Genomic DNA, 22,416 nt, shown 5'->3' with positions numbered 1-22,416 from the left:
CTAGCGTTGCGATAATTCAGTTAACGCTAGCATAGCTTGCTCGGCATGATTTTCATTGACGAAAATATGATCATGATAAAACCCTGCCATCACATTGGCACTAATTCCATGCTTCGCAAGCTCTGATGCTACAGTAGCCGTTAAACCAACAGCTTCCAAACTGGAATGTACTTTTAATGTAATACAGCGATACACATTATTGATTTCAATATTATGCTGGACTGCACTTTCATAACTTAAAATGAATGTCATTCCTTCTTCTTCACAAAATGTCGCTAATGGTGACATAGAAGCAATAGCATCTAGATTAGTATTTTCTGTGCAACAAAAAATATAACGCGTAAGGCTTAATTCTGGTTGTAAATTCATCAGAAGCTCAGTTAAATCAGTGATACCAGCCATTTTTCTTTTTCCCTAAAATCAATCCAAGACAATATTAAGTACAAGCTAACTATTGGATAAAGCCAGCTTATACCCGTTTAATATTTTACGTTCAGCAATCGTTGATAGAATGAACATCATTACATAACCTAAACATAATGCGACAATAATAGCGACAACATTTGCAGTAAATATCGATAATAAATAATAACTTGCTATTAGCGTGATGATACCACTAAGACGAATGAGTAAGCTTAATGTGAATTTCCCATGGGCTTTTATATAGGCTAATTGGTAAGCATTTAGCATCATAAAAATAAAGAACATAGAAAAATGAAATAATACAATAACGGCACCATGATACTGAGGGGGAAAAACAAAACCTATAATTTCACGCCCACCGATAAGCATAATGAGGAAAAATGTCACACTCACCATTGCTGCGAGACGAAAAATCCAACGCCTTATTGCTTTGACTTGTTGGTGATCACCTTGCTTAATACATAAGGTTAACTCAGGCAAAACAAAACGATAAATAGGAAAGACAAATAACATCGTCATATAAGTGAATATCGGACGAACAACGACTTGGAAATCGCCAAGTTCATCTAAGCTAAAATGCGTGATCGTCAATAAAACCGTAATATAAATCATCAATATACTCGCCCCTGCTTCTAATGAGGCAGTGAAGCTTTTGCGAACATAGTTACGCATATTAGGATCAAGTTGAACCGATTTTATTGGTTTCGTCGCAATTTGTTTACGTCGCTTCCAATACATAAAATGGGCAGCAACAAGCGATGAAAATGCCATGCTATAAAACAATGAGGCAAGTGGTGTAAAGTGCAATACGTAGTAACAAATAACAAAGCCCGCTACATTCGTAACAGGCTCTATCCAAGTCACTTTATTAGACACATCATACAAACGGTACATGGCTATCAAGTTGGTAAAATAAACCTTCATTCCCATGCTAAAAATCACACCAACCATTTCGAAATAGCCAACGTTGATGTGTAATTCGTGTTTAATGTATGGAAGTACAACTCCCCATGTTAAGAGAACAATCGTGATCAAGCAAAACCGGAAAATATTGATAATGTCACGATCATTATTCGTTTGGCTGTAAGTCACAACCATAGAAGAGCGAAAACCCGTCATTAATATTAATGATAGAGATACAATATCTATCACACTATTAAACAGCGCTAAGTCGTCTTTATTAACCCACTGAGCGAGCCAAATCTTGAATAAAAAACCAATAGAAATACTGGCTAGTGTCGCGGCAGCGCCTGCTTTAAAAGCCGTTTTCAATCGAGATAAAGCATCTTCACTTGATGGCGGGGCAATATTTTGCTTTTCCATATATATAAACAATAAATCATCAGACTGATTATAATACGTTATTTATCTTTAAATATCTCTCGTAAATATAATAATCCATTAATCCTTTATTGGTTATATTTCTTTAGGTGATGAGTATAATGACTCAAAAATATTTAATTCTGATTCAAGTTCTGACAACAATAATGAAACATTTGCAACATCACCATTATTAACACAGATTTTAATTTTATCACGAATAGTTTTAATTTTATTTCTACTAATAGTAATTAACGACATTTCTTGAAGTCCAACGTAAGATAATACAATTGTAATATGTAAAAGACATTGTCCACCCCAACGATATTTGTTTGTTAGGACAATGACATTTCTTTATTTGAGCTTGAATAATACCTTAAAATGTGACGCATGTCACACTTATTGCAGGGGATGGGTCACATATTAGCCGAGTAAACTATTAACGCTTAGAAAAGACAGTTATTGATTACTTCACTTTCTGCTTATATACGGCTTAAACGTCAAAAAAGCAGTATCTAAACGGTTTAAAAGGCGATTTTCCATATTATTAAATATGTAATGGGAATTGGTAGAGATTTATAATAACCCAATATTACATGTGGTATACGTACCAGAAATCGAAATAATACAGATACAAATTGCTATAAGTTACAGTCATTCTTTATTAAAGTCATTTTGTTAATAATTAACTCTCTTCATCATTTTTTAATTGACTCATCACATAGCAAAACTTATGGTAAAACAACAGAGCGGATATCGTATAATGGTATTACCTGAGCTTCCCAAGCTCAAGACACGGGTTCGATTCCCGTTATCCGCTCCAGTCTTTATCAAGGCCTGCATTCTAATTTTAGCGAACTGATTCTCTTATCTATAACGTCAATATTTTGATTAATATTAATCCTCTGACTTTCCTCATGATACACACAAAATTCTGCCCACTTGAATCTCTTTATTTAACTGCGTAAAGTTGCCTCCCTTACTACGACTAACTGAGATAAATAATGAATAATTGGATTATATTAGCCTTTCTTAGCATATTCATTATCGGCTGTGCTCACTCACTATCAGAAGGCACATCGATTCAAGCTCATGGCAATGTTGAAATGAGCCGCAGTATTAAGTAATTATAAAAATAAAGACCAACATGTTTTGTTGGTCTTTATGTTTAATCTCCCAACACCACACCAAAATGTTCGTCACAGGATACGTTGCTTGGGTTACTACCCGAATCATAACCACAATAATCAAGCTCTAATATATTGTATTCTTGGCGTGTTTCTTCTAATAACTGCACAAACTCTTCTTTTGTCACCTTACGCTCTCGATAGTAACTCGCATATGTTGATGATCCCATAAAGAAACCTTGAGCAGTACGCACTCGCGTATCGTTCGGTGGTAGTGTCGTTAGCTGATTTTGGGTAAAACTCCCATCGGGTAAACGCACTTGATACAGTACAGTATCATCACCGATCAATGTTGTTGTGGTACTTAGCGTCATACCAAAAGCTTCAAATGGTCCAGATAAATTACCATCACAATCTGACGCGCTTTGATCAGCACTAAAGACTTTTTCATTACCGTTATCACCGCATATACCAGAGCCAACAACATCTTCAACAGAATCACATTCAGATGAATTTTTAGCTGGGTACAAAAATACGTTACGCTGCTTAATACTGTTGCCAATGACTTCTAAATGGATAAATCCACGATAATGATCGTAACGATATGGCCAACTCGCAGAAACATTGGGATCACCATCTGCCCCTAAAAAGGTATATTCGCCAACCCACCAGCCTTCTTCACGTTGCCAAGGAACAAAATCGAGTAAATTAACACTTTCTAAGTCGCATTCAGGTTCTGGAGCCGATTGAGTCAAGAACTCAGACTCAGACTCAGACTCAGACAAGTTATCATCTACCGCTTGCACTTCAACTGATTCTGATTGTACTGGTTCTGGCGTTGTATTAACTTTTACCGCATTTTCATTATCACTGTTACAAGCCATCATTGAACCACACGCTATCAACGTTAAAAATATTCGCCAAGCCATAAACTACAACCTATTAATCATCTCTTAATAGAACAATGTAGTTTGCAAATGTATGGTGCTATTACTCAGTTATAAGATTTCATCAATTTTGCTAAAAACCTCGCCAATAAGCTCATTTTTTATTTATCAAAAACTTCCTTTATATGACTATTTTTCAATCAGTTAAACGATTTAAAGTAGGCACTCTTACTTTGAACGTCTAATATTGAATATGTTGTAAATTGCATGGAAGCGATAGATGAAAACATCATTATTAACTAACGAATTAATTGTAGCGGGATTACAATTTCAACCGACCTATAAAAATGGGATCAGTAATCATTTACCAATGACTTTAGTTGCACTTGATCAAATGGGTGCTAACGACGAGCGTATATTACTTTTTTATCATCAATATATATCACAGCTTGAAAACGTCGCTCGTAATGAGCCCTTTATTAAACAAGCGGATAAAATTGAGCAACGTATTAAAAATGATGGCGTTGAAGCAACACTCATCGCCTATATGCCAAGGTTAATTGCTAGTTTTAATGCACAAGCTTTCCAATGCATGATACGGTTATCTTATGCGATAAAAAGCCAGCAGCAACGTGAGATCGCTTATGCATTAACCTATTGGGAACAAAGCTATCAACTTATTACTCCATTATCGATAACAGAGAAATACAACGCAGAGCAGCAGTTAGAGCAACTGGTGTATGCTTTTTCAAATAGCTCATTCCAAACCAATAATGCTAGTCAGCGTATTTTTGAGGTGGCACAGCATCCTAACTATCTAAAGCTTGCTCCCGTCCCTGTTGATATAACAATAGAAAAAGTATTGCAGCTAGTTGTTGAGTATTACCGTAAAACAAGTGACTCCACCTTCTTATATGGTATTACTGCCGTTCACGCTTTTATCGAGTTGTTACAATATTTTCCAGATCAACAAACAGCATTACAATGGTTTTGGCAAAGTTATACAGCCGCTTTTGCGACGGTAGGAAAAAACCTTCCGCAATCTCGTGATGTATTACCGCCTCCCCCTCACCTTAGTTGGCTTGAAACGATCACACGTGGAGCTTTAAGTAACAATGATCACACGATAACGTTGATATACAGCTGTAGTGAGCTTTATAAGCGCTATCCATTGGCAGAATTAAAGTATATTGCGAATCAATGTATAGCCAATGAAAGCCTTTAATATTAAGTAATATCCAGCCATATGATGATGTTTATATGGCTATTTTCTATGCAGTCCGTTTGTGAAACTTTCATTTATTTAACGTAATCTTATACGATACAAAGCTAGCCATTTCAAAAATAAAGCATCAGAGGTAGAGTATTACCCTGTAGAGTTAAATTTAGATCTACGTTATTTTATAAACAGCTTACGCTTTTTTACTATGTGGTAATTAACAAATGAAAATTGAACAAGACGTTATTGAAACGCTAGAAGAGTTAAAAACCTTTATTATCTCAATTGAAAATGGTGGTTTAGGCTTAAAAGATGTAGAAGGCATTGGCTTAGCTAAAAATAACGCTGATGGTCGCCCTTTCATCGCTGTTTTTGATAAGAATCAGCAGTTGATTTATGGACGCTGGTTAAGCCAAGATGTTTATGATAATGGTAAAGATATTGTTCGTAACGGTGTGAAACATCACTAATTAAATACTTTAGGATCTGATCTTTATCATATTGTTATTGCGTTAGATCCTAAATACTGACCATAAGACATCTTAACTATCGTTTTAGTATTTTCGGTTTAGATCTATATTGAAAATAATTAGGCATAAATAGTTTAGGCTCTGTGGTTTTGTCGAGTACTTTTACAATGTAAGCAGTAAGGATATGCCGACCAATCTTTAACGTATCTTCTGTTAACGATAATGGGATTTTTGAATGTATTTTTACTCGCTGCAGATCTGAACGATATTGAGCATTCACTGCAACAATACTTGCTTCATGCCTTGTTTTACAAATAATACAAACATAACAATCAAACTTACCTGCACGCCCCCAGCCACTTAGAAATATATTCTTGGCGGTCACATAATACATATATAGGTATGCTCACACAGCCGTAATAATAAGCACACATTAATGCAATCAGGTGCTTATGTCATATGCTATTTTGTTACTACTTAGAACCTATATTGAATTACTTTTTTGTTTATATTATCAATTTGTTAGTATCGATAATTACAGAAATAATCAAGCCCCTATATATTTGACAAAATCATCTTAATACAGAGGCTCAGTTGATACTTATTCCGGTTTTCTTTCACCGGTCATAAATGCATGAAGAATTTCTGGTGTTAGCTCACCCGCCTCTTCTAATCGCTTTAATTCAGCAACAATTTTCTTCTGCTCATCAAGCTCGGGAATAGGGAGCTCTGGCTCTTTTTCGTAATCATCAGGTATAGATAAATTTAAATCATGCATAGGAAAACCCTAACTTTTAAATAGTATATTATTTGCTGATTATACACGTAAATGTTTCACGATAGCATCTTGTTTACCGTTTCACATGCATAGCCAAATGACCTTTAATCTGCATAACTACTTCCACGTTGTTTGCCGCAGTCACCGGCATAAAAGATGCGGCAAAATAGATCATTGGTGATCGATTAATGCCGCACTCATCATCGTTCTATTAAATCAATTTACTTACAATGACTGTTGGTGCTTTTCAATCAACATATCCATCGCTTCTTGAGCACGTTGCTGGGCATGAATCATGGTATCTTCATGTAACATTGGCTCTACTACTTCGTAGTAACATTTTATCTTTGGCTCCGTCCCTGAAGGCCTAACAATAACGCGAGCCCCACCTTGTAAGTGATAGATCAATACATCGCTAACGGGTAATTCAATACCTTCAACTGTACCATCACTAAATGTTCTCAACGATTGCTTATAATCTTCTGTGCATACAATCGGTAACCCTGCAATCTCTGTTGGTGGTTGATGGCGTAATGTATCACCGATAGGCGCAGCGGTTGGATCCAATGCAATGCTACGTTGCGCATTAATATACAAACCATGCTCACGATAGATAGCTTCTAATTGATCCCAAATAGTCTGCCCTTTAGCATGCAACTCTGCGGTTAATTGTGCAAACGCAACTAATGCAGATAAACCATCTTTGTCCCACACCTTACTACCAATGGTGTAGCCCAATGCTTCTTCGTATGCGAACAGGAATTGATGCTCTTCTGTTTGTTGTGCCATCGCTACATTAGTTAGCCACTTAAAGCCCGTTAACGTTTGGTAATAACGCGCTCCAAGAGTCGTCGCAATCTTGCCAAGTAAGCTTGAAGATACAATTGTATTCCCCACTAGGTTTTGATTAGCATGTGCATGGCTTAATAAGTAATAGCCGAATAATGTACCAACCTGATCCCCTGTTAGCATTTGGTATTCACCGTCGTCACGACGTACAGCAACAGCAAAGCGATCTGCATCTGGATCATTGGCACAAGCTAATACTGCATCGTGTTTTTTTGCTTCCGCAATAACAAGATCCATCGCGCCAGTTTCTTCAGGGTTAGGGAATTTGACCGTAGGGAAAGTACCATCAGGCTCTCTTTGCGCTGCAACACTGTAAACATGGTCAAACCCAGCATCAGCTAATAATGTTTCTGCCATTTCGGCACCAACACCATGCATTGCCGTATAAGCGATGTTAATTGATTGCGGATTGGTGTGATTTATCAGTAACGGATTGGTATTCATCGTTTGGCGATAAGCTTGGTAGTAGTCTTCATCTAGCCAAACGAGTAGCCCTTTATCTTCAGCCTCTTCTAGCGGTAAATACGACAATTCATGTTTTGTCGCTTTATCAATTTCATCGGCGATTCCAGCATCTTGCGGCGGAATAATCTGTGCACCATTTTCCCAGTAAACTTTAAAGCCATTGTATTGCGGAGGATTATGGCTGGCAGTAACAACAACAGCAGCAGCGGTATGAAGATGTTTCACGCCAAATGCAACAACTGGCGTTGGTGCCACTTTTACCGTTAAATAGACTTTAATGCCTTGTGCGGTTAATACTGATGCTGTGTCATGTGCAAATTGTTGTGAATCAGGACGCCCATCATAACCAATAACAACACCTTTACTGGCCGCTTCAGGGACTGAACGTAACAGATATTGCCCCAATCCTGCCGCTGTTTCTTGAATGACTAAGCGGTTCATTCGATTAGGCCCAGCACCAACAACTCCGCGTAATCCTGCTGTACCAAAAGCTAATCGACCGTTAAAACGATCCGTTAACTCTGCTTGATTATTGTCTTGGATAAGCTGTTCTAATTCATTTCGTGTTTTTGGGTCAGGATCGCGTTCCAACCAACGAGCGATATCACTATTCATTATTATTGTCCTGCTATGTTGATGATTTTCTGAATCACAATCGAATTGATATGTTCAAGAACTTGCATCATTAAGTACTACATCATGCTATCAATAAACCACAAATGATAAACATTCGCATTATATACCATGCTATTTTTATCATATTTACATCTGTGTGTTTAATTATTGCACACGCAAACGATAGCGTGAATATTGCGCAGTACTCTATGATTTAGCGATAAAAATAATATGCTGATGCGCTGCAATTACGAAGGTTAAAAAACGCGTATAAAAAAACCGATAACGCTAAGAGCCTACTTGCTTTAGCTATATCGGTTTTTAATCTCTGAACCTATTTAATCAGTAAGATATTCTTACCACATCAAATCATCTGGAATAACGAAGTCTGCGTACGGATCATCTTCATCTGCAATACTGTCAGCCACGGTATTATTTAATACAATAGATTCTTCATCACGTTGTGCAATCTTATCTGCGACAGAAGCGGGGATTACTTCATAGCCATCAAGGTAACGTGCAATCGCTAAACGACCATTTACTAGCTGATTTTGCATTACTTTATCAACATAGATCTTTTTAACCGTTGAACCATCAGTAAAATTGTAACCGATATCACCACTCTGACGATCCAAGCGATTCATTTCAATAAGCTGTTTAATTTGAGCAGCCAGCTCTTTCGCTTTGATCTCTTCATCACGAACGCGATTAAGCTCTTTATCTTTTTCTAGCTGTGCTATGCGATTTGCTTCAACAGCAGCTTTTGCTTCTTTCGCTTGAGTACGAGATTTTTTAGTGGTTTTACCCGCCTTTTTAAGCTTCTTCTTATCTATAAGCCCTGCTTTTAGCATCTGCTCTTGTAGACTTAGCTTTGCCATTGAAACTCCGTAACATTCATTATTATTTATCAGTGTAGACACACTAATTTATAGCCGTATTATCACGTTTAGCGCTAAAACAGGTCAAGCTTAAACAATAAAATTACTTGCAGACTTTAAATCCATTCTTAATGGCTAAAGAATCGATTATTCATCTAACAAATCACAGTTAACAATTTAATAAAAAAGTAGAGTTCAGCATTATTTCCCGCTTTGTCTCTTCCTTAGTCATTAAACTCGCGATACCTCACCATCATCTAATTAATTGAGTTATTCTCAAAATTTCGTCTCGCGTCGTTTAAAGATGCCTTACAATTTTTTCATTCATCATAAAAAATACTTACACTCAACTTATCGCCTTTTGTTTATGTAAAGATCACTGTTGAAAGTTATACACCGAGCCTAAATTAAGTATCTGAGTCAGTTCATCTAATGCGGTGCGAGATTCCACCAGTAAATTGGGATCAGCTAAATCAGCTTCAACTAAACGATCACGATAATGCTTATCAACCCACTGGTTTAAAACAGAAAATTTATCATCTGACATTAACACCTCAGGATTTACAGCTTGCAGTTCTTGTTCATTAAGCACGACACGTAGTCGTAAGCATGCTGGTCCTCCACCATTTGCCATACTCTGCTTCAAATCAAAGATCATCACTTTATCAATGCCTTGCTGACTCGTTACTAATTGCTCAACATAGCGTTTAACTTGGCTATTTTCTTCACACTCTTGCGGTAAAACCAGTACGGTTTCTCCATTAGGTAACGATAATAATTGTGAGTTAAATAGATAGCTTGAGATCGCACTATCAATCGACACACTCGAAGTAGGCACTTCAATGATCTTAAAGTCCTCACCCATTTTTTGTTTTAACTCTGCATACACTTTCGTTTGATCAACATACGCTTGCTCGTGACAAAACAATAAATCTCTATTACCAACAGCAATCACATCATTATGGAATACACCTTGGTCAATCACAGCAGGATTTTGCTGAGCAATCACAACTTGCTGCTCATCTAATTGGTGTAACCGTGCTATAGCTTCACAAGCCTCAAAGGTTTGCCTTGCTGGATATTTCTTTGGTTGAATAAAACGACTATCAAAAGCATGACGACCGTGAACAAAAAACTCAACGCCAGCTTCACCATATTCACGACAAAAGCGGGTGTGATTGGCCGCCCCTTCATCGCCAAAATGATTCACTGAAGGTAAAGCGCTATGGTGATGGAAATGTTGTTCACTCGAAAACATCGCTTTTAAAATCTTACCTGTTGTCACATGCTCGATTGAACGGTGAAACTGATTAACTAAATTAGCTGGGGTGAAATGTACTCGCTTATCAACAGTATCAGCAGATGGCGATACTGTGGCTGCATTGGCTGTCCACATACTGGAAGCTGAATAGCAAGATGCTAGTAACTTGGGATTATGTTTTGCTACCTGCTGGATAATATTTTTATCTGAGCCAGAAAAGCCCAAACTACGGAGCGTAGCAATATCTGGTCTTTCTTGTGGTGCAATGATCCCTTGTACTAAGCCTAGATCAGCAAGGGTTTTCATTTTTGCCAGCCCTTGTTTCGCTGCTTGCTTAGGATTAGACGCTTTGGCGCTGTTCTTAGCTGACGCAAGATTACCGTAAGCTAAACCGCTGTAATTATGCGTCGGGCCCACTAAACCATCAAAATTCGCTTCAAATGCTTTCATTTTCCATCCATGTCATCCGCTAAATACATAGCAATTAACATAACAAAATTTTTACATTTACCGCAACAAAACACGTTTATGTCTAATTAGTCATTATTTATAGATTATTATTTTATATCGTTCGTAAGTTTCCTTTGAATAGGCTTGTTTTCTGCACTTATTGTAAATTAAATGAATAACTACGCAGTTTTAGGTAAAAAAAAGCAGCCACTAAGGGCTGCTTTTATATTCTATTTTTCTATTTAGTGACCGCTATCTATCTTAAATGCATTGTGATCAAACAGTGAATTCATAATATCAACAGAAGAAGCCCCATCCACTAACCCAAGATCATGGGCCGGATGAATATTATCTAAGACAATATTTTGCGTCTTACCGTCATCTGTTGTGATATCAAGATTAACATTACCTTTATCATCAACACCTGCACTTACATGATCCAATAAGTTATCCATATCTGACTTACCACTATCATCATTGCCAAGCAATTCTCGGATATCAATCTTATCTTTACCAAGCTCAAAATCAGCAATAGTATCGGTATTATTGCTATTAGATAGCGATGTTTCATGCCAAGTAAAGAGATCATCACCAGCACCGCCAGTTAAGATGTCATTTCCAGTACCCGCGAGTAAATTGTCGTCACCATCGAAACCAAATAAAGACTCACCTTGGCTATCTGCGATTAAGTCATTGCTCTCTTCATTACCAAAGTTCTTACTAAGCTCAAGGCTGCCGTTATTCAATAACGTTGTCACTTTATCCGTTGCAGTCATCTCACTAGATGTACTACCAAATAAGTCATGGTTAGACACACCATCTAGAATGATATTCTGCACTACCTTATCTTGATCGTTAGAGATCTGAATTAAGGTACTCCCATCTTGCTCAGTGATATTCAGACGATTATTCAAATCCGCTAATGAGTGAATATCTTTCGTGTCTAATGCATCACCTAGGCTGATAGTATCGATACCAACTTCAAAGTCCATGATCTTATCTGTCGCAGGGGCATCTGCCGTACCGAAATCACTTTCTGACCATAGGAAGGTATCTTTCACCCCATCACCATGACCGCCTAGCTCCCCACCCCATAGAATGTCATCACCAGCACCACCAACAAGGATATCAGAGCCTAAACCACCAACCAGTACATCATCACCATCACCACCGTAAAGCGTTGCTGCTGCAGTACTGTCGATGATCAGATTATCGCCACTCACATTTGAATTGTGACCAATAACGTTATTTGTTTGCGATAAATCATCTACAACGATATTGATATTTACAGGTGCAGATTCTGCATAAGAGCCATCAGATTCAGTCGAAACCGCGACAACATTAATTGAGTGCGTACCTTGGTCAAGATCTTTGATATACAAGCCATTAACCTTGTCAGCTGGCACTTCCCAATTACCATTGCCTAAATCGGTACCAATAACGTTACCATCTCTATCAACAACCTGACCTGAACCTAAATTCGTTAACTTAACGGTTAAGGTTTCAGATGCATCCGCGGATGCCGCAGCAATTAAGCCAATCAGTGGCAACATGGTACCAACAGAGCTTCTTATCGCTGCTGTTTGTAAATGTTCCGGACTGATACTTAATGATGGCGCATCTGCTTTAGGAGCTACATTAATTTCAACTTTATTAGTTGCAGCTTGGTTACCGCCAGAGCCTGTATTGCCGCCATCGTTAGTCGTAATGGTTAACTCATCTTTACCACTGTAATTTTCATCGCCGGTATAACTTACCCCACTATTAAGTACGGCATTAATATCATCCATTGAACCTTCAAGCGTGACATTACCGACTCCATTTTGAACCACTTTCACTGGGCTGTTATCTGGCAATGTAATCGTTAATGAACCATGAGCCACACTTAGCTGTACCGACATACCAGTATTATTGGCTAGTTCATTAAAGTCGACGTCTGATACTTGTAATCCAGTGATAACAGTAGCAACGTCTTCATCTGCCGCAATACTGGTTGGTACATGGTTAACAGGCGCATCGTTAACCGGTGTCACCGTGATATCAACCGTATCGATATCCGTTAATACGCCACCTGCACCAGCGTTACCGTTATCGCTGGTAGTCATGGTTAACTGATCTTTACCTGCATAATTCTCATCACCGGTATATTTAATACCGTCAGCAAGTAATGTGTTGATCTTATTGATATCACCACTGATAACTAACTTACCGTCACCATTATCAACAATATTCAAACCTTGCGTATCAGTTGCAATAATCGCTAACTGGCCATGACCTACTGCTAACGTCACCGTCATGTCACCTGATGCGCCATTTTCCTTCGCATCTACATCACTGATCTTAAGACCACTGATCACATGGCTGCTGTCTTCATCAACAGTAAATGCATCAGGTACCGTGTTCACTGGCGCATCGTTAACAGGCGTCACCGTGATATCCACGCTATCAGTATCGGTTAGAGCACCACCTGCACCAGAATTGCCGTTATCGTTGGTTGTCATGGTTAAGCTATCAGTACCGTTAAAGTCTTTATCACCAACGTAATTGATGCCTTTATCCAATAGCTGATTGATCTTAGTAATATCACCTTCAATGGTTAATGTGCCATCACCATTACCTTTGATCACCAGACCTGTTGTATCGACACCATCAGCAATACTTAATTGACCATGCTGTACACTTAACGTCACCGTCATGTTCATTACTGCATCATGATCATGACTATCTACATCAGTCACTTGCAGGTTCTTGATCACGAGTATTGCATCTTCTTCAACTGTTAGCGGATCCGTTGGCATATGGTTTACAGGTGCATCGTTATCAGGCGTCACATCAATGTGGATTGTTTTATCCACCGCAACGCTATCTGTACCAACAACACCGTTATCCACCGCACGAATATCGAAATCTAGATCACCCGTCCAAACTTTACCGTCAATCACAGTTTGGTTGTTCGCATCACCTGGGTGGAAGGTCAATGTATCAAGCTCAGAGCCATCAACTTTAATGACCCATGAACCATCTGCTTGTTTTTCACAGCTGCCTTTTACACCATCCGGTAATGTAAATGAACTTGAATCAGGCACATTAGTAATGGTGATTTGTAGTGATTCCGCCCCATTTTCATGCACATTTGAATTTGGGTTCTTAACGGTGTTTTCGTCATCATAAGCTTTAATGCCTAAATCCAACGTGATTGAACCATTTTCATCACCAGATGCATTTGGGTTTACATCTGTATCGACTTTATCAGCAACTGGCTGAACATCAATAGTGATGGTTTTACGGTTTTCAGCTGGCTTGTCTAAGGTTTCTTCTTTTGAATACACCACAATATCGATATTAACTGTACCGCTGAAATCTTTCGGTGGCACAATTTTCACGCTACTTAAATCAAATGATTCCCCCGAACCGCTAAGTGTCCAAACACCACTACCATTATTGGTTGCGCCTTGAACAATAAAGCCATCCGGTACATTTTCTAACTTAATAGAAACAATATGCTCAGAGCCATCGCTGTCTTGTAGTGTTCCACCAACACCACTTAATGAAATAGCGGTATCTTCATTACCGACAATCGGTGTCTCAGTACCATGCCATTTAACTTCGTCATTAACAGCAACGACATCAAAACTCACTGTGTTATCAAATGTCTTTGATGCTGATACTTCTTTGCCACCAGCCGTTTCATCATAAACAGTGGTATCAACAACCGTGGTTTTCACATCAATATCAACCTTGCCGCTAAAATCAGGCGCTGGACGGAAATGAATATTCCCCATCAGGCTAGCATCAATGGTGATAGATGAACCTAACACGTTACCGTGTTCATCAATGAACACGCCGTCAGTGCTGTCTTTAAGCGTTAATGTCACAGACTCAACGCTCTCTTTACCGTCAGTTAGCTCTGTGCTGACATCTTTTAGTGCTACAGATAGATCGAGCTTGATATCTCCATCTTCATAAGCAACATCTTTATAAACTTGCTCTGTTTTATCATCAGAAGACGAGATCGGCTGCTTATCACCGTTTAAGCCTTCAGTTTCAACCACGTTGATTTCAACCGATTTAGGTCCATCCACTTCAGGTGCAATTTGCACTGAAATCGTGTCAGTTTGTGTTTTGTAATCACCACTTTCGGTATCGGTAGTCACAAACTTCACATCTAGCTTAAAGTCACCGGCAAAATCTTTCGGCAAGTTAATGTGAATGCTAGATAAGTCCACTTCACCATTCGCAGATACCGGTACTTTCAGTACATACTCACCTGTTACGTGATTATAATCAGCTCCAGAAATCGAAGCCCCATCTGGTAGATTTTTAGCATCAATAACAATGGTTAACTCATCATTCAATTGATGACCGTCAGCGGTACTCACTTTTAGGATGTGATCGGTAATTTGTTTACCTAAATCTACCGTGTGATCTTCTGTACCCGTTACAACGTGATCTTCAATGATGATGTCTGCAGCTTTTTCATCATGACTTTCAGTATTCTTACTAAAATCAAGCGTAATAGTGTCTTTCTTAACCACTAATGCACTTGGATCACCATCGTCACTTAAATCTTGAACCATAGCGCTAATTTGTAGCACTAGAGTCTCTTTAAAGCCTTCTGGTGCTTTGATCTGCAAGTTGCCTAATTGCGACTGAGGAATCGTCCAACTACCATCACCATTGTTAATACCACCAACAATCACAAAACCTTCAGGAATAGGTTCTAGTACGACTTGCTGAATAACTTCAGAGCTGGAATTATCGTCATTAACCCAAGTGATTTTGCCATCTGAGTCAGCACCATTAGAGAGATCAATTACACCATCACTGTCACAGCTAATATTGGTAACAGTTTTGCCGTCATCACTTACAACTAACTGACCATCGCTTTCCACAACAGCTTCAATATCAACGGTTAAAGTACCTGTAATATCTTTCGTTACCGTCTCTTTATCACCATCAACATCCGTCTCTGATACCGTTACTGTTGAAGTTAACGTGATATCTTTATCCGAATCTTCTGGCGCATGCAGTGTTAACTTAGTGCCATTCAATAACTGTTGTAATTGGCTATCAGTAAAGGTGATTTTTCCTGATGCATCGGCAACTAATAACGTATCACCCAAGAACAACTGGTAACCTTGTGGTAAACCGTTTAATGCAACAGCCGTAATATGTTCTTTCGGATCGGTAAACTCAGGTGGTAACCAATCAATTTGAATCGGTTGATCTTCAAAACCCTTAGAAACCGTACCGTAATCTGTCGCATCAATCTCAGGCGTAACATGAATAACCAATTCGCCATTAAACGCCTTACTCGCACCATCGTTTTCAGTCACCACGACTCGTACATCAAGCGTAATGTCTTCTGTGCTATTTTCAGGTGGTACGATTTTTACATCATTTAACGTTGTCAGATTAACCTGATAAATAGGCTGACCGTTTTTATCTTCACCAGCATAAACCAGTGTTTGAAGGTTACCGTTCTGATCGTACAGTTTTGCCCCTTCTGGAATACCAGAAACCACAATACTTAAGGTTTCAGAACCATCAGTTTTACCATCAACCGTGTGCTCACCTGATACCACTTTAAAATCAAACTTCGCGCTACCGTCTTCTTTGATCGTGGTTTGTAAGCCAATTTTACCGTTATCTAAACGGGTCCAATCAGAATTTTCTGATTCAATTCTCGCCTGATCAACCACACCGGTTAATGCAATATCAATCGATTGTGGGCCAACAACTTTCTCGCTAGTTTCCGTTGTCACATTACCATTAGCATCAGTAATGGTTGCAACATCTCGGATCACACCGTTGACTGAGATACTAAAGTCAACGTTGCTATCTAATGGCGGCTGAAGTGATAAACCGTTCAAGTCTTCATATTTAATTTCATACACACCATCAGCATTTGGCGTCAGAAGTTGATCATTTAAGTACAATACCGCACCTTCAGGAAGTGCTGAGATTTGTAGGAATAAATGCTCAGAGTTATCGGTATTATCATCTAACGACACAAAGTTAATGTGCGTTGATAGATCAATGCGCTCATCTTCTTTCGATTCAACACGCGTTACTTTTAACGTGCCATCATCAGCTTGAGGATTTACATTGATAACAATTTCTTTCGCAGTCGATTCTGCTGTCTGATGGCCATTAACAAAGTTATCAAGCTCTTTACTTTCAGCTGTGATAGACAGTTTAATATCACCACTAAAGTTATCAGCAGGGTTCACCTCAACAGATTTCATTTGCTCAGCATCTACTTTGTAAATACCTGACCCTGGTGATGTTTCAACTAGTGTTTGACCATCAATTTCTAATGTACATTTATCTTGGTACTCTTTTGGTACCGTAATGTAGTAGAACAGTGCTTCAGAGCCATCGGTATCTTGCAGATCAGCAACAACACTTAGCTGAACATTAGAACCATCTTCATCAACAACATAATGTTCAACAGAGCTTGCACTCCATGTTGGCGTATCTGCAATACCCTGAACATCAATCGAGAACTCACCATTCATTACTGGGTGGTTACCACCATCAGTGGTATTCACTTGTGCACTAACATCAAATTTAATACCGTTTGCAGAGGTCGAGAAATCTTCTGCAGGAACAAAAGTCACGCCTTGTAGGGTGTAATTCTCACCGCTAGCATCTGCTGTAAATGCACTTGCAGGAATAGTGATTGAACCATCGCTATTAACAGCTAAAGGCTGACCGTTAAACATAAAGACGCCATGCGCTTCGCCTTGCGGGTGAATAGTCACAGTGCCAATGTGCTCACCACGATCATTATCACCAACATTGATGCTCATATTGATCGCAATACCATCACGATTTACATCAACATTATCGTTGGGATCGGTTGAGTGACGACCGTCTTCTTCCTGACCAATGCTGTTTTGCAAGCTTAAGGTTGCATCTTTATCCGACACTTCAAGCGTGATCGTACCTTGTGCCTTATCACCGTCGCCATCGGTTACTTCAAAGCCAATATTTTTAAGGATCTCTTCTTGGTTATGATCCAAATTATCGTTCGCAGCAAAGTAAGTATCACCATTAGGTTTGATCATAAGATCACCTAACTTTTGACCATTCTCTGTTACTTCATAAATACGATAACCGCCAGACTCTGGCAATGTTGATAAATCAATATGCTGCCCATCAACAATCAATGCTGTGACTTGTGCACCATCCGCACCGGTACTCACAATCACATTTTCCAGTGTCGTCGTGCTGTGCTCAACCGTATTTAGCGTTACATCATGTACAGATGGAATATCATCTTTAATTGATACATCAATATTGACTGTACCGCTGGTATCACCATCTTTATCAACGGCATAAACAGGAAATTCAATCTTAAACTCATCTTCACCTTGAGTGGGATGATCTATTGTCCCTTCCAGCTTAAATATATAACGACCATTAGGTAACAAGGCATAGGTGAAGACAACTTGTCCATCCGCTATCCCTTGATAAGTACCCACACCTGTCTGCTCAAGAACAACGTCGTGGCCTTCTGACTTAATGGTATTTTGAGCATTAAACGCTTCTACATCGACCTTAAAGTTAGACACATAGTCACTGCCTTGATCGACTTGAATATCACCCAGTGCTGTTACGCCATCTTTTGATGTATTTGAACCACCCGCTAATGCATCTTCATCAACACTGATAGCTGGAGCAGAAATAATGATAGGTGCGGCACCATCATTAATGGTGATTTGCGCATTTACATTATTGGCAAGGTTATCACCGTCAGTGTCTTTGACTTGGACCGGCACATCGATAACAATCTTATCGCCATCAACACTTACAAAACCTGAGGTTTCACTACCATGATGATCTAAAGGCGCATGTTGAGTAATGGAAACTTTCACGTCTACATCATGACCATTAGCTGCCTGTACTGCTGAAACCGCAACCGTTAGAACGACTTGACCATTAGCAGTACCGATTAGCTGACCATCGTGATAGCTAAAGCTAATTTTTGAACCAGATGCTGTTAACTCTGACTGCAACTCATCAATTAATGCCGAAAGATGTGTACTATCGATTGAAACCTTAGTTGGATCTAAACGGTCAACGCCAGCTTTCACCGCAATGTCAACATCACCTGAAACAGGGTAACCTTGTTCACCTGCTGTCGGTTGTAAATCGCCTTCAGTAATAACGATAGAGCCAGTTTCGCCACCTTTTGCATCCTCACCATCATGAATATTGATCGTGATCTGACCCGGCTTGCTGTTATCACCGTCATAGTCTTGAGCAACGACATCTAGCTTAATAATTTCATTATCAGCATTCTTGTCATCGACCTGATCAATCGGTTGTTTTTGTTCAACAACGTAATGACCATTAACATCAATCTTGATTTCCATCACAACTTGAGATGGATTGTCTTTTAATACTACGGTGATTGTAGAGCCGTCAGCACTTAACGAATACGTCGTTTCATGACCATTACTGGTTAAACCATCCAACGATGATTGGTTACCTTTAAAGTACACTTTCGCGACTTGGTCACTGCCCGTATCAATATCAATAGTGCCAGATGCTGTTGCTGTGCCTGATACCCCTTCTTCCAAGGTTGCTGTTGAATCATGACCAAACGAAGGCTTCTGACCATCTTTAATCGTAATATTCACATCAACGGGTTTGTCTAACGCGTCACCATCGGTATCTTGCATTTGAACAGGTACATCAATGGTGATCTTACCGCCGGTAACATCAACATAGGTGCCGTTTGATTTTATGTGATCAAGAGGCAAAGCCTGATGAATGGCCAAATCAACAGTCACATCACCATTCGCTGATGAGGACGGCGTCATGCTAATACTTACCGCTTCTTGACCGCTTGTTGTCACACCCGTAATAGTGATTACACCATTAGCATCAGTGTGAACAGTGAAAGTCAGTGCTTCACCATTTGACGTTAAGCTATTGAGCTCTTTTACTAAATCTACTTGTGCGCTATCAGCAATCTTCAAGCTATTAGCAACTAATGCATCATCTGTGGCATTAACTGTAAAATGCGTATCTGCTGAAACAGGGTAACCCTTGCCAGCTTTAGGATCTTCAAGATCACCTTCTGTAATCGTGATGTTTGCTACAACACCCTCACCGGTAGGGTTTAGACCATCTTTAATATGGATCTCTAATTGACCCGTATTACTGATATCACCGTCTTTATCTGTTGCAGTAACAGCCAGATTAATATCAACGGTATCGCCTTTGCTGTTGTCTTGCTCAATTGGCAGATGTTGATGAACCGTGTAACTACCATCGACATTGATTTCAATCGTCATTACCGCTGCGCCATCATTCGCGCCACCGTTAATCACAACTTTAATTTCATTACCATCAACCACATAACGGGTTGCTTGGTTATTAGATACAATCCCTTCAAGTGACGGCTGAGACTGTGCAAAATCAATATGTGCAATATCATCAGAGCCCACATTTAGCGGGATTTTACCTGTTGCGGTTGCACCATTTTCTGTTTCAGTGATCGTTGTACCTTTATCGGTACCAAATTCAGGGTTCTCCCCATCAACAATCGTGATATCCACATTGGCTGGTTTGTCTAACCAATCGCCATCGGTATCTTTCGCCTGTACGGGGACTTTAATCGAGATGTCATCACCATCGACAGTGACAAAACCTGAACTGTTACCTGAAGCCTGATGATCCAGTGGTTGTTCTTGGATGATTTTAACTTCGACGTTAACGTTTTGACCCGCTTGCGTTGGGGTTAATTCAACACGTACGGCAACCGTATCAGTACCTGCGATAGTACCGACCAAGTTACCATTGGCATCAATCGTAAAGGTTAATGGTTTGCCGCTGGATGTAAGCTCAGCGTTGAGCTCTTTAATTAAATCCGCTTGCTGCGTCGCATCAATGGCAACGGTGGTTGGATCGAGGCGATCTTCACCCGCAACCAGCGTAAGCTCACCGGTTTTCTCTACCGGATAAGTGGTATCTGCGCCACCTGTGCTTGTGCCGCTACCATCCACATCGCGGTCACCTTCGGTGATTGTGATATCAATGTTTTCACCACCTGCCGCATCTGTACCATCTTTTATCGTGATGTTGAGTTCACCACTAGCCGTATCACCGTCTTTATCTGTCGCGGTAACATCAAGCTTAATATCAGCAATATCGACACTGTTTTGGTCAACAGGCCCGGTTACTTTAACGGTATAGGTACCGTCATTAGCGATCGTCACTACCATCACAGGATTAGAGTCTGCATCAACCACGGTTAATACATTGCCATTAACAGTAAACGTGGTTTGCTGACCGTTGCTGGTAATGTTGGCTAGGCCCTCTTGGGTCGCATTAAAGTGGATGGTCTGAATATCATCAGAGCCGACATTTAACGGGATCTGACCCTGCATCACTTTATCAGCGTCGGTGGTTTCATTGATGATGATACCTTTATCGGTACCAAATTCAGGGTTCGCCCCATCAACAATCGTGATATCCACATTGGCTGGTTTATCTAACCAATCGCCATCGGTATCTTTCGCCTGTACGGGGACTTTAATCGAGATGTCATCACCATCGACAGTGACAAAACCTGAACTGTTACCTGAAGCCTGATGATCCAGTGGTTGTTCTTGGATGATTTTGACTTCGACATTAACGTTTTGACCCGCTTGCGTTGGGGTTAATTCAACACGTACGGCAACCGTATCAGTACCTTCAATGGTACCAATTAAATTGCCATTAGCATCAACAGTGAAGACCAACGCTTTACCGCCAGAAGTTAGCTCTGAGCTTAACTCTTTAATTAAATCCGCTTGCTGCGTCGCATCAATGGCAACGGTGGTTGGATCGAGGCGATCTTCACCCGCAACCAGCGTAAGCTCACCGGTTTTCTCTACCGGATAAGTGGTATCTGCGCCACCTGTGCTTGTGCCGCTACCATCCACATCACGGTCACCTTCGGTGATTGTGATATCAATGTTTTCACCACCTGCCGCATCTGTACCATCTTTTATCGTGATGTTGAGTTCACCACTAGCCGTATCGCCGTCTTTATCTGTCGCGGTAACATCAAGCTTAATATCAGCAATATCGACACTGTTTTGGTCAACAGGCCCGGTTACTTTAACGGTATAGGTACCGTCATTAGCGATCGTCACTACCATCACAGGATTAGAATCTGCATCAACCACAGTTAATACATTGCCATTAACAGTAAACGTGGTTTGCTGACCGTTGCTGGTAATGTTGGCTAGGCCCTCTTGGGTCGCATTAAAGTGAATGGTTTGGATATCATCAGAGCCGACATTTAACGGGATCTGACCCTGCATCACTTTATCAGCGTCGGTGGTTTCATTGATGGTGATACCTTTATCAGTACCAAACTCAGGGTTCGCCCCATCAACAATTGTGATATCAACATTGGCTGGTTTATCTAACCAATCACCATCGGTATCTTTCGCCTGTACAGGGACTTTAATCGAGATGTCATCACCATCGACAGTGACAAAACCTGAACTGTTACCTGAAGCCTGATGATCAAGTGGCAGCTCTTGGATGATTTTGACTTCGACATTAACGTTTTGACCCGCTTGCGTTGGGGTTAATTCAACACGTACGGCAACCGTATCAGTACCTGCGATGGTACCGACCAAATTACCATTGGCATCAATCGTAA

The 22,416-nt window shown here is 39.8% G+C and carries 11 protein-coding genes and 1 tRNA gene; 4 read left to right on the top strand and 8 right to left on the bottom strand.

The features are described from left to right. A complete protein-coding gene (locus C9J38_RS13415) occupies positions 1-402 on the bottom strand; it encodes an ACT domain-containing protein (protein ID WP_107207531.1) in 402 nt (133 codons plus the stop codon). Between the two features lie 45 nt (positions 403-447). Next, a complete protein-coding gene (locus C9J38_RS13410; protein ID WP_107207530.1) occupies positions 448-1,746 on the bottom strand; it encodes a lipopolysaccharide biosynthesis protein in 1,299 nt (432 codons plus the stop codon). A gap of 746 nt (positions 1,747-2,492) precedes the next feature. On the opposite strand from C9J38_RS13410, the gene C9J38_RS13405 reads away from it, so the two are divergent. Together C9J38_RS13405 and C9J38_RS22125 are read left to right on the top strand one after the other, a co-directional pair. After that, positions 2,493-2,566 (top strand) — tRNA-Gly (locus C9J38_RS13405). Between the two features lie 181 nt (positions 2,567-2,747). Then, positions 2,748-2,870: a hypothetical protein gene (locus tag C9J38_RS22125; RefSeq protein ID WP_255418313.1), complete on the top strand. Its 123-nt coding sequence runs from the start codon at positions 2,748-2,750 to the stop codon at positions 2,868-2,870. Between the two features lie 41 nt (positions 2,871-2,911). Here C9J38_RS22125 and C9J38_RS13400 read toward each other — a convergent pair whose 3' ends face one another. Beyond that, a complete protein-coding gene (locus C9J38_RS13400) occupies positions 2,912-3,799 on the bottom strand; it encodes a hypothetical protein (protein ID WP_107207529.1) in 888 nt (295 codons plus the stop codon). Between the two features lie 238 nt (positions 3,800-4,037). On the opposite strand from C9J38_RS13400, the gene C9J38_RS13395 reads away from it, so the two are divergent. Both C9J38_RS13395 and C9J38_RS13390 read left to right on the top strand, forming a co-directional pair. Then, positions 4,038-4,982 carry a questin oxidase family protein gene (locus tag C9J38_RS13395; RefSeq protein ID WP_107207528.1) on the top strand — a complete coding sequence of 315 codons (945 nt, stop codon included), beginning with the start codon at positions 4,038-4,040 and terminating at the stop codon, positions 4,980-4,982. A 218-nt stretch (positions 4,983-5,200) separates the two neighbouring features. Beyond that, a complete protein-coding gene (locus C9J38_RS13390; protein ID WP_005365946.1) occupies positions 5,201-5,446 on the top strand; it encodes a hypothetical protein in 246 nt (81 codons plus the stop codon). A 601-nt stretch (positions 5,447-6,047) separates the two neighbouring features. Here C9J38_RS13390 and C9J38_RS13380 read toward each other — a convergent pair. The 5 genes from C9J38_RS13380 to C9J38_RS13360 form a co-directional block, all read right to left on the bottom strand. Further along, on the bottom strand, positions 6,048-6,224 hold the full coding sequence (locus C9J38_RS13380) for an ATPase (protein WP_005365948.1): 177 nt from the start codon (positions 6,222-6,224) through the stop codon (positions 6,048-6,050). A gap of 225 nt (positions 6,225-6,449) precedes the next feature. Continuing rightward, entirely contained in the window at positions 6,450-8,153 is a 1,704-nt protein-coding gene (locus C9J38_RS13375) for a phospho-sugar mutase (RefSeq protein WP_107207526.1), read from the bottom strand. A gap of 356 nt (positions 8,154-8,509) precedes the next feature. Next, entirely contained in the window at positions 8,510-9,031 is a 522-nt protein-coding gene (locus C9J38_RS13370; RefSeq protein ID WP_107207525.1) for a DUF2058 domain-containing protein, read from the bottom strand. A 376-nt stretch (positions 9,032-9,407) separates the two neighbouring features. Further along, the gene (gene astB, locus C9J38_RS13365; protein WP_107207524.1) at positions 9,408-10,742 is read right to left on the bottom strand and encodes an N-succinylarginine dihydrolase; all 1,335 of its coding nucleotides are present in this window, start codon (positions 10,740-10,742) and stop codon (positions 9,408-9,410) included. Positions 10,743-10,984: 242 nt separating this feature from the next. After that, the gene (locus tag C9J38_RS13360; RefSeq protein ID WP_233218506.1) at positions 10,985-22,393 is read right to left on the bottom strand and encodes a type I secretion C-terminal target domain-containing protein; all 11,409 of its coding nucleotides are present in this window, start codon (positions 22,391-22,393) and stop codon (positions 10,985-10,987) included. Positions 22,394-22,416: the final 23 nt, after the last annotated feature.

Source organism: Photobacterium sp. GB-210 (assembly GCF_003026075.1).
In the GTDB taxonomy this organism is placed as follows: Bacteria; Pseudomonadota; Gammaproteobacteria; order Enterobacterales; family Vibrionaceae; genus Photobacterium.
This window is presented reverse-complemented; position numbering and strand designations above follow the sequence as displayed.

What these genes read in the sequence shown, in the direction of transcription:
- C9J38_RS13380 (WP_005365948.1), bottom strand. Translation starts at nt 6,224, where the DNA reads ATGCATGATTTAAATTTATCTATACCTGATGATTACGAAAAAGAGCCA.
- C9J38_RS13375 (WP_107207526.1), bottom strand. Translation starts at nt 8,153, where the DNA reads ATGAATAGTGATATCGCTCGTTGGTTGGAACGCGATCCTGACCCAAAA.
- C9J38_RS13395 (WP_107207528.1), top strand. Translation starts at nt 4,038, where the DNA reads ATGAAAACATCATTATTAACTAACGAATTAATTGTAGCGGGATTACAA.
- C9J38_RS13390 (WP_005365946.1), top strand. Translation starts at nt 5,201, where the DNA reads ATGAAAATTGAACAAGACGTTATTGAAACGCTAGAAGAGTTAAAAACC.
- C9J38_RS22125 (WP_255418313.1), top strand. Translation starts at nt 2,748, where the DNA reads ATGAATAATTGGATTATATTAGCCTTTCTTAGCATATTCATTATCGGC.
- C9J38_RS13370 (WP_107207525.1), bottom strand. Translation starts at nt 9,031, where the DNA reads ATGGCAAAGCTAAGTCTACAAGAGCAGATGCTAAAAGCAGGGCTTATA.
- C9J38_RS13410 (WP_107207530.1), bottom strand. Translation starts at nt 1,746, where the DNA reads ATGGAAAAGCAAAATATTGCCCCGCCATCAAGTGAAGATGCTTTATCT.
- C9J38_RS13400 (WP_107207529.1), bottom strand. Translation starts at nt 3,799, where the DNA reads ATGGCTTGGCGAATATTTTTAACGTTGATAGCGTGTGGTTCAATGATG.
- C9J38_RS13415 (WP_107207531.1), bottom strand. Translation starts at nt 402, where the DNA reads ATGGCTGGTATCACTGATTTAACTGAGCTTCTGATGAATTTACAACCA.
- astB (WP_107207524.1), bottom strand. Translation starts at nt 10,742, where the DNA reads ATGAAAGCATTTGAAGCGAATTTTGATGGTTTAGTGGGCCCGACGCAT.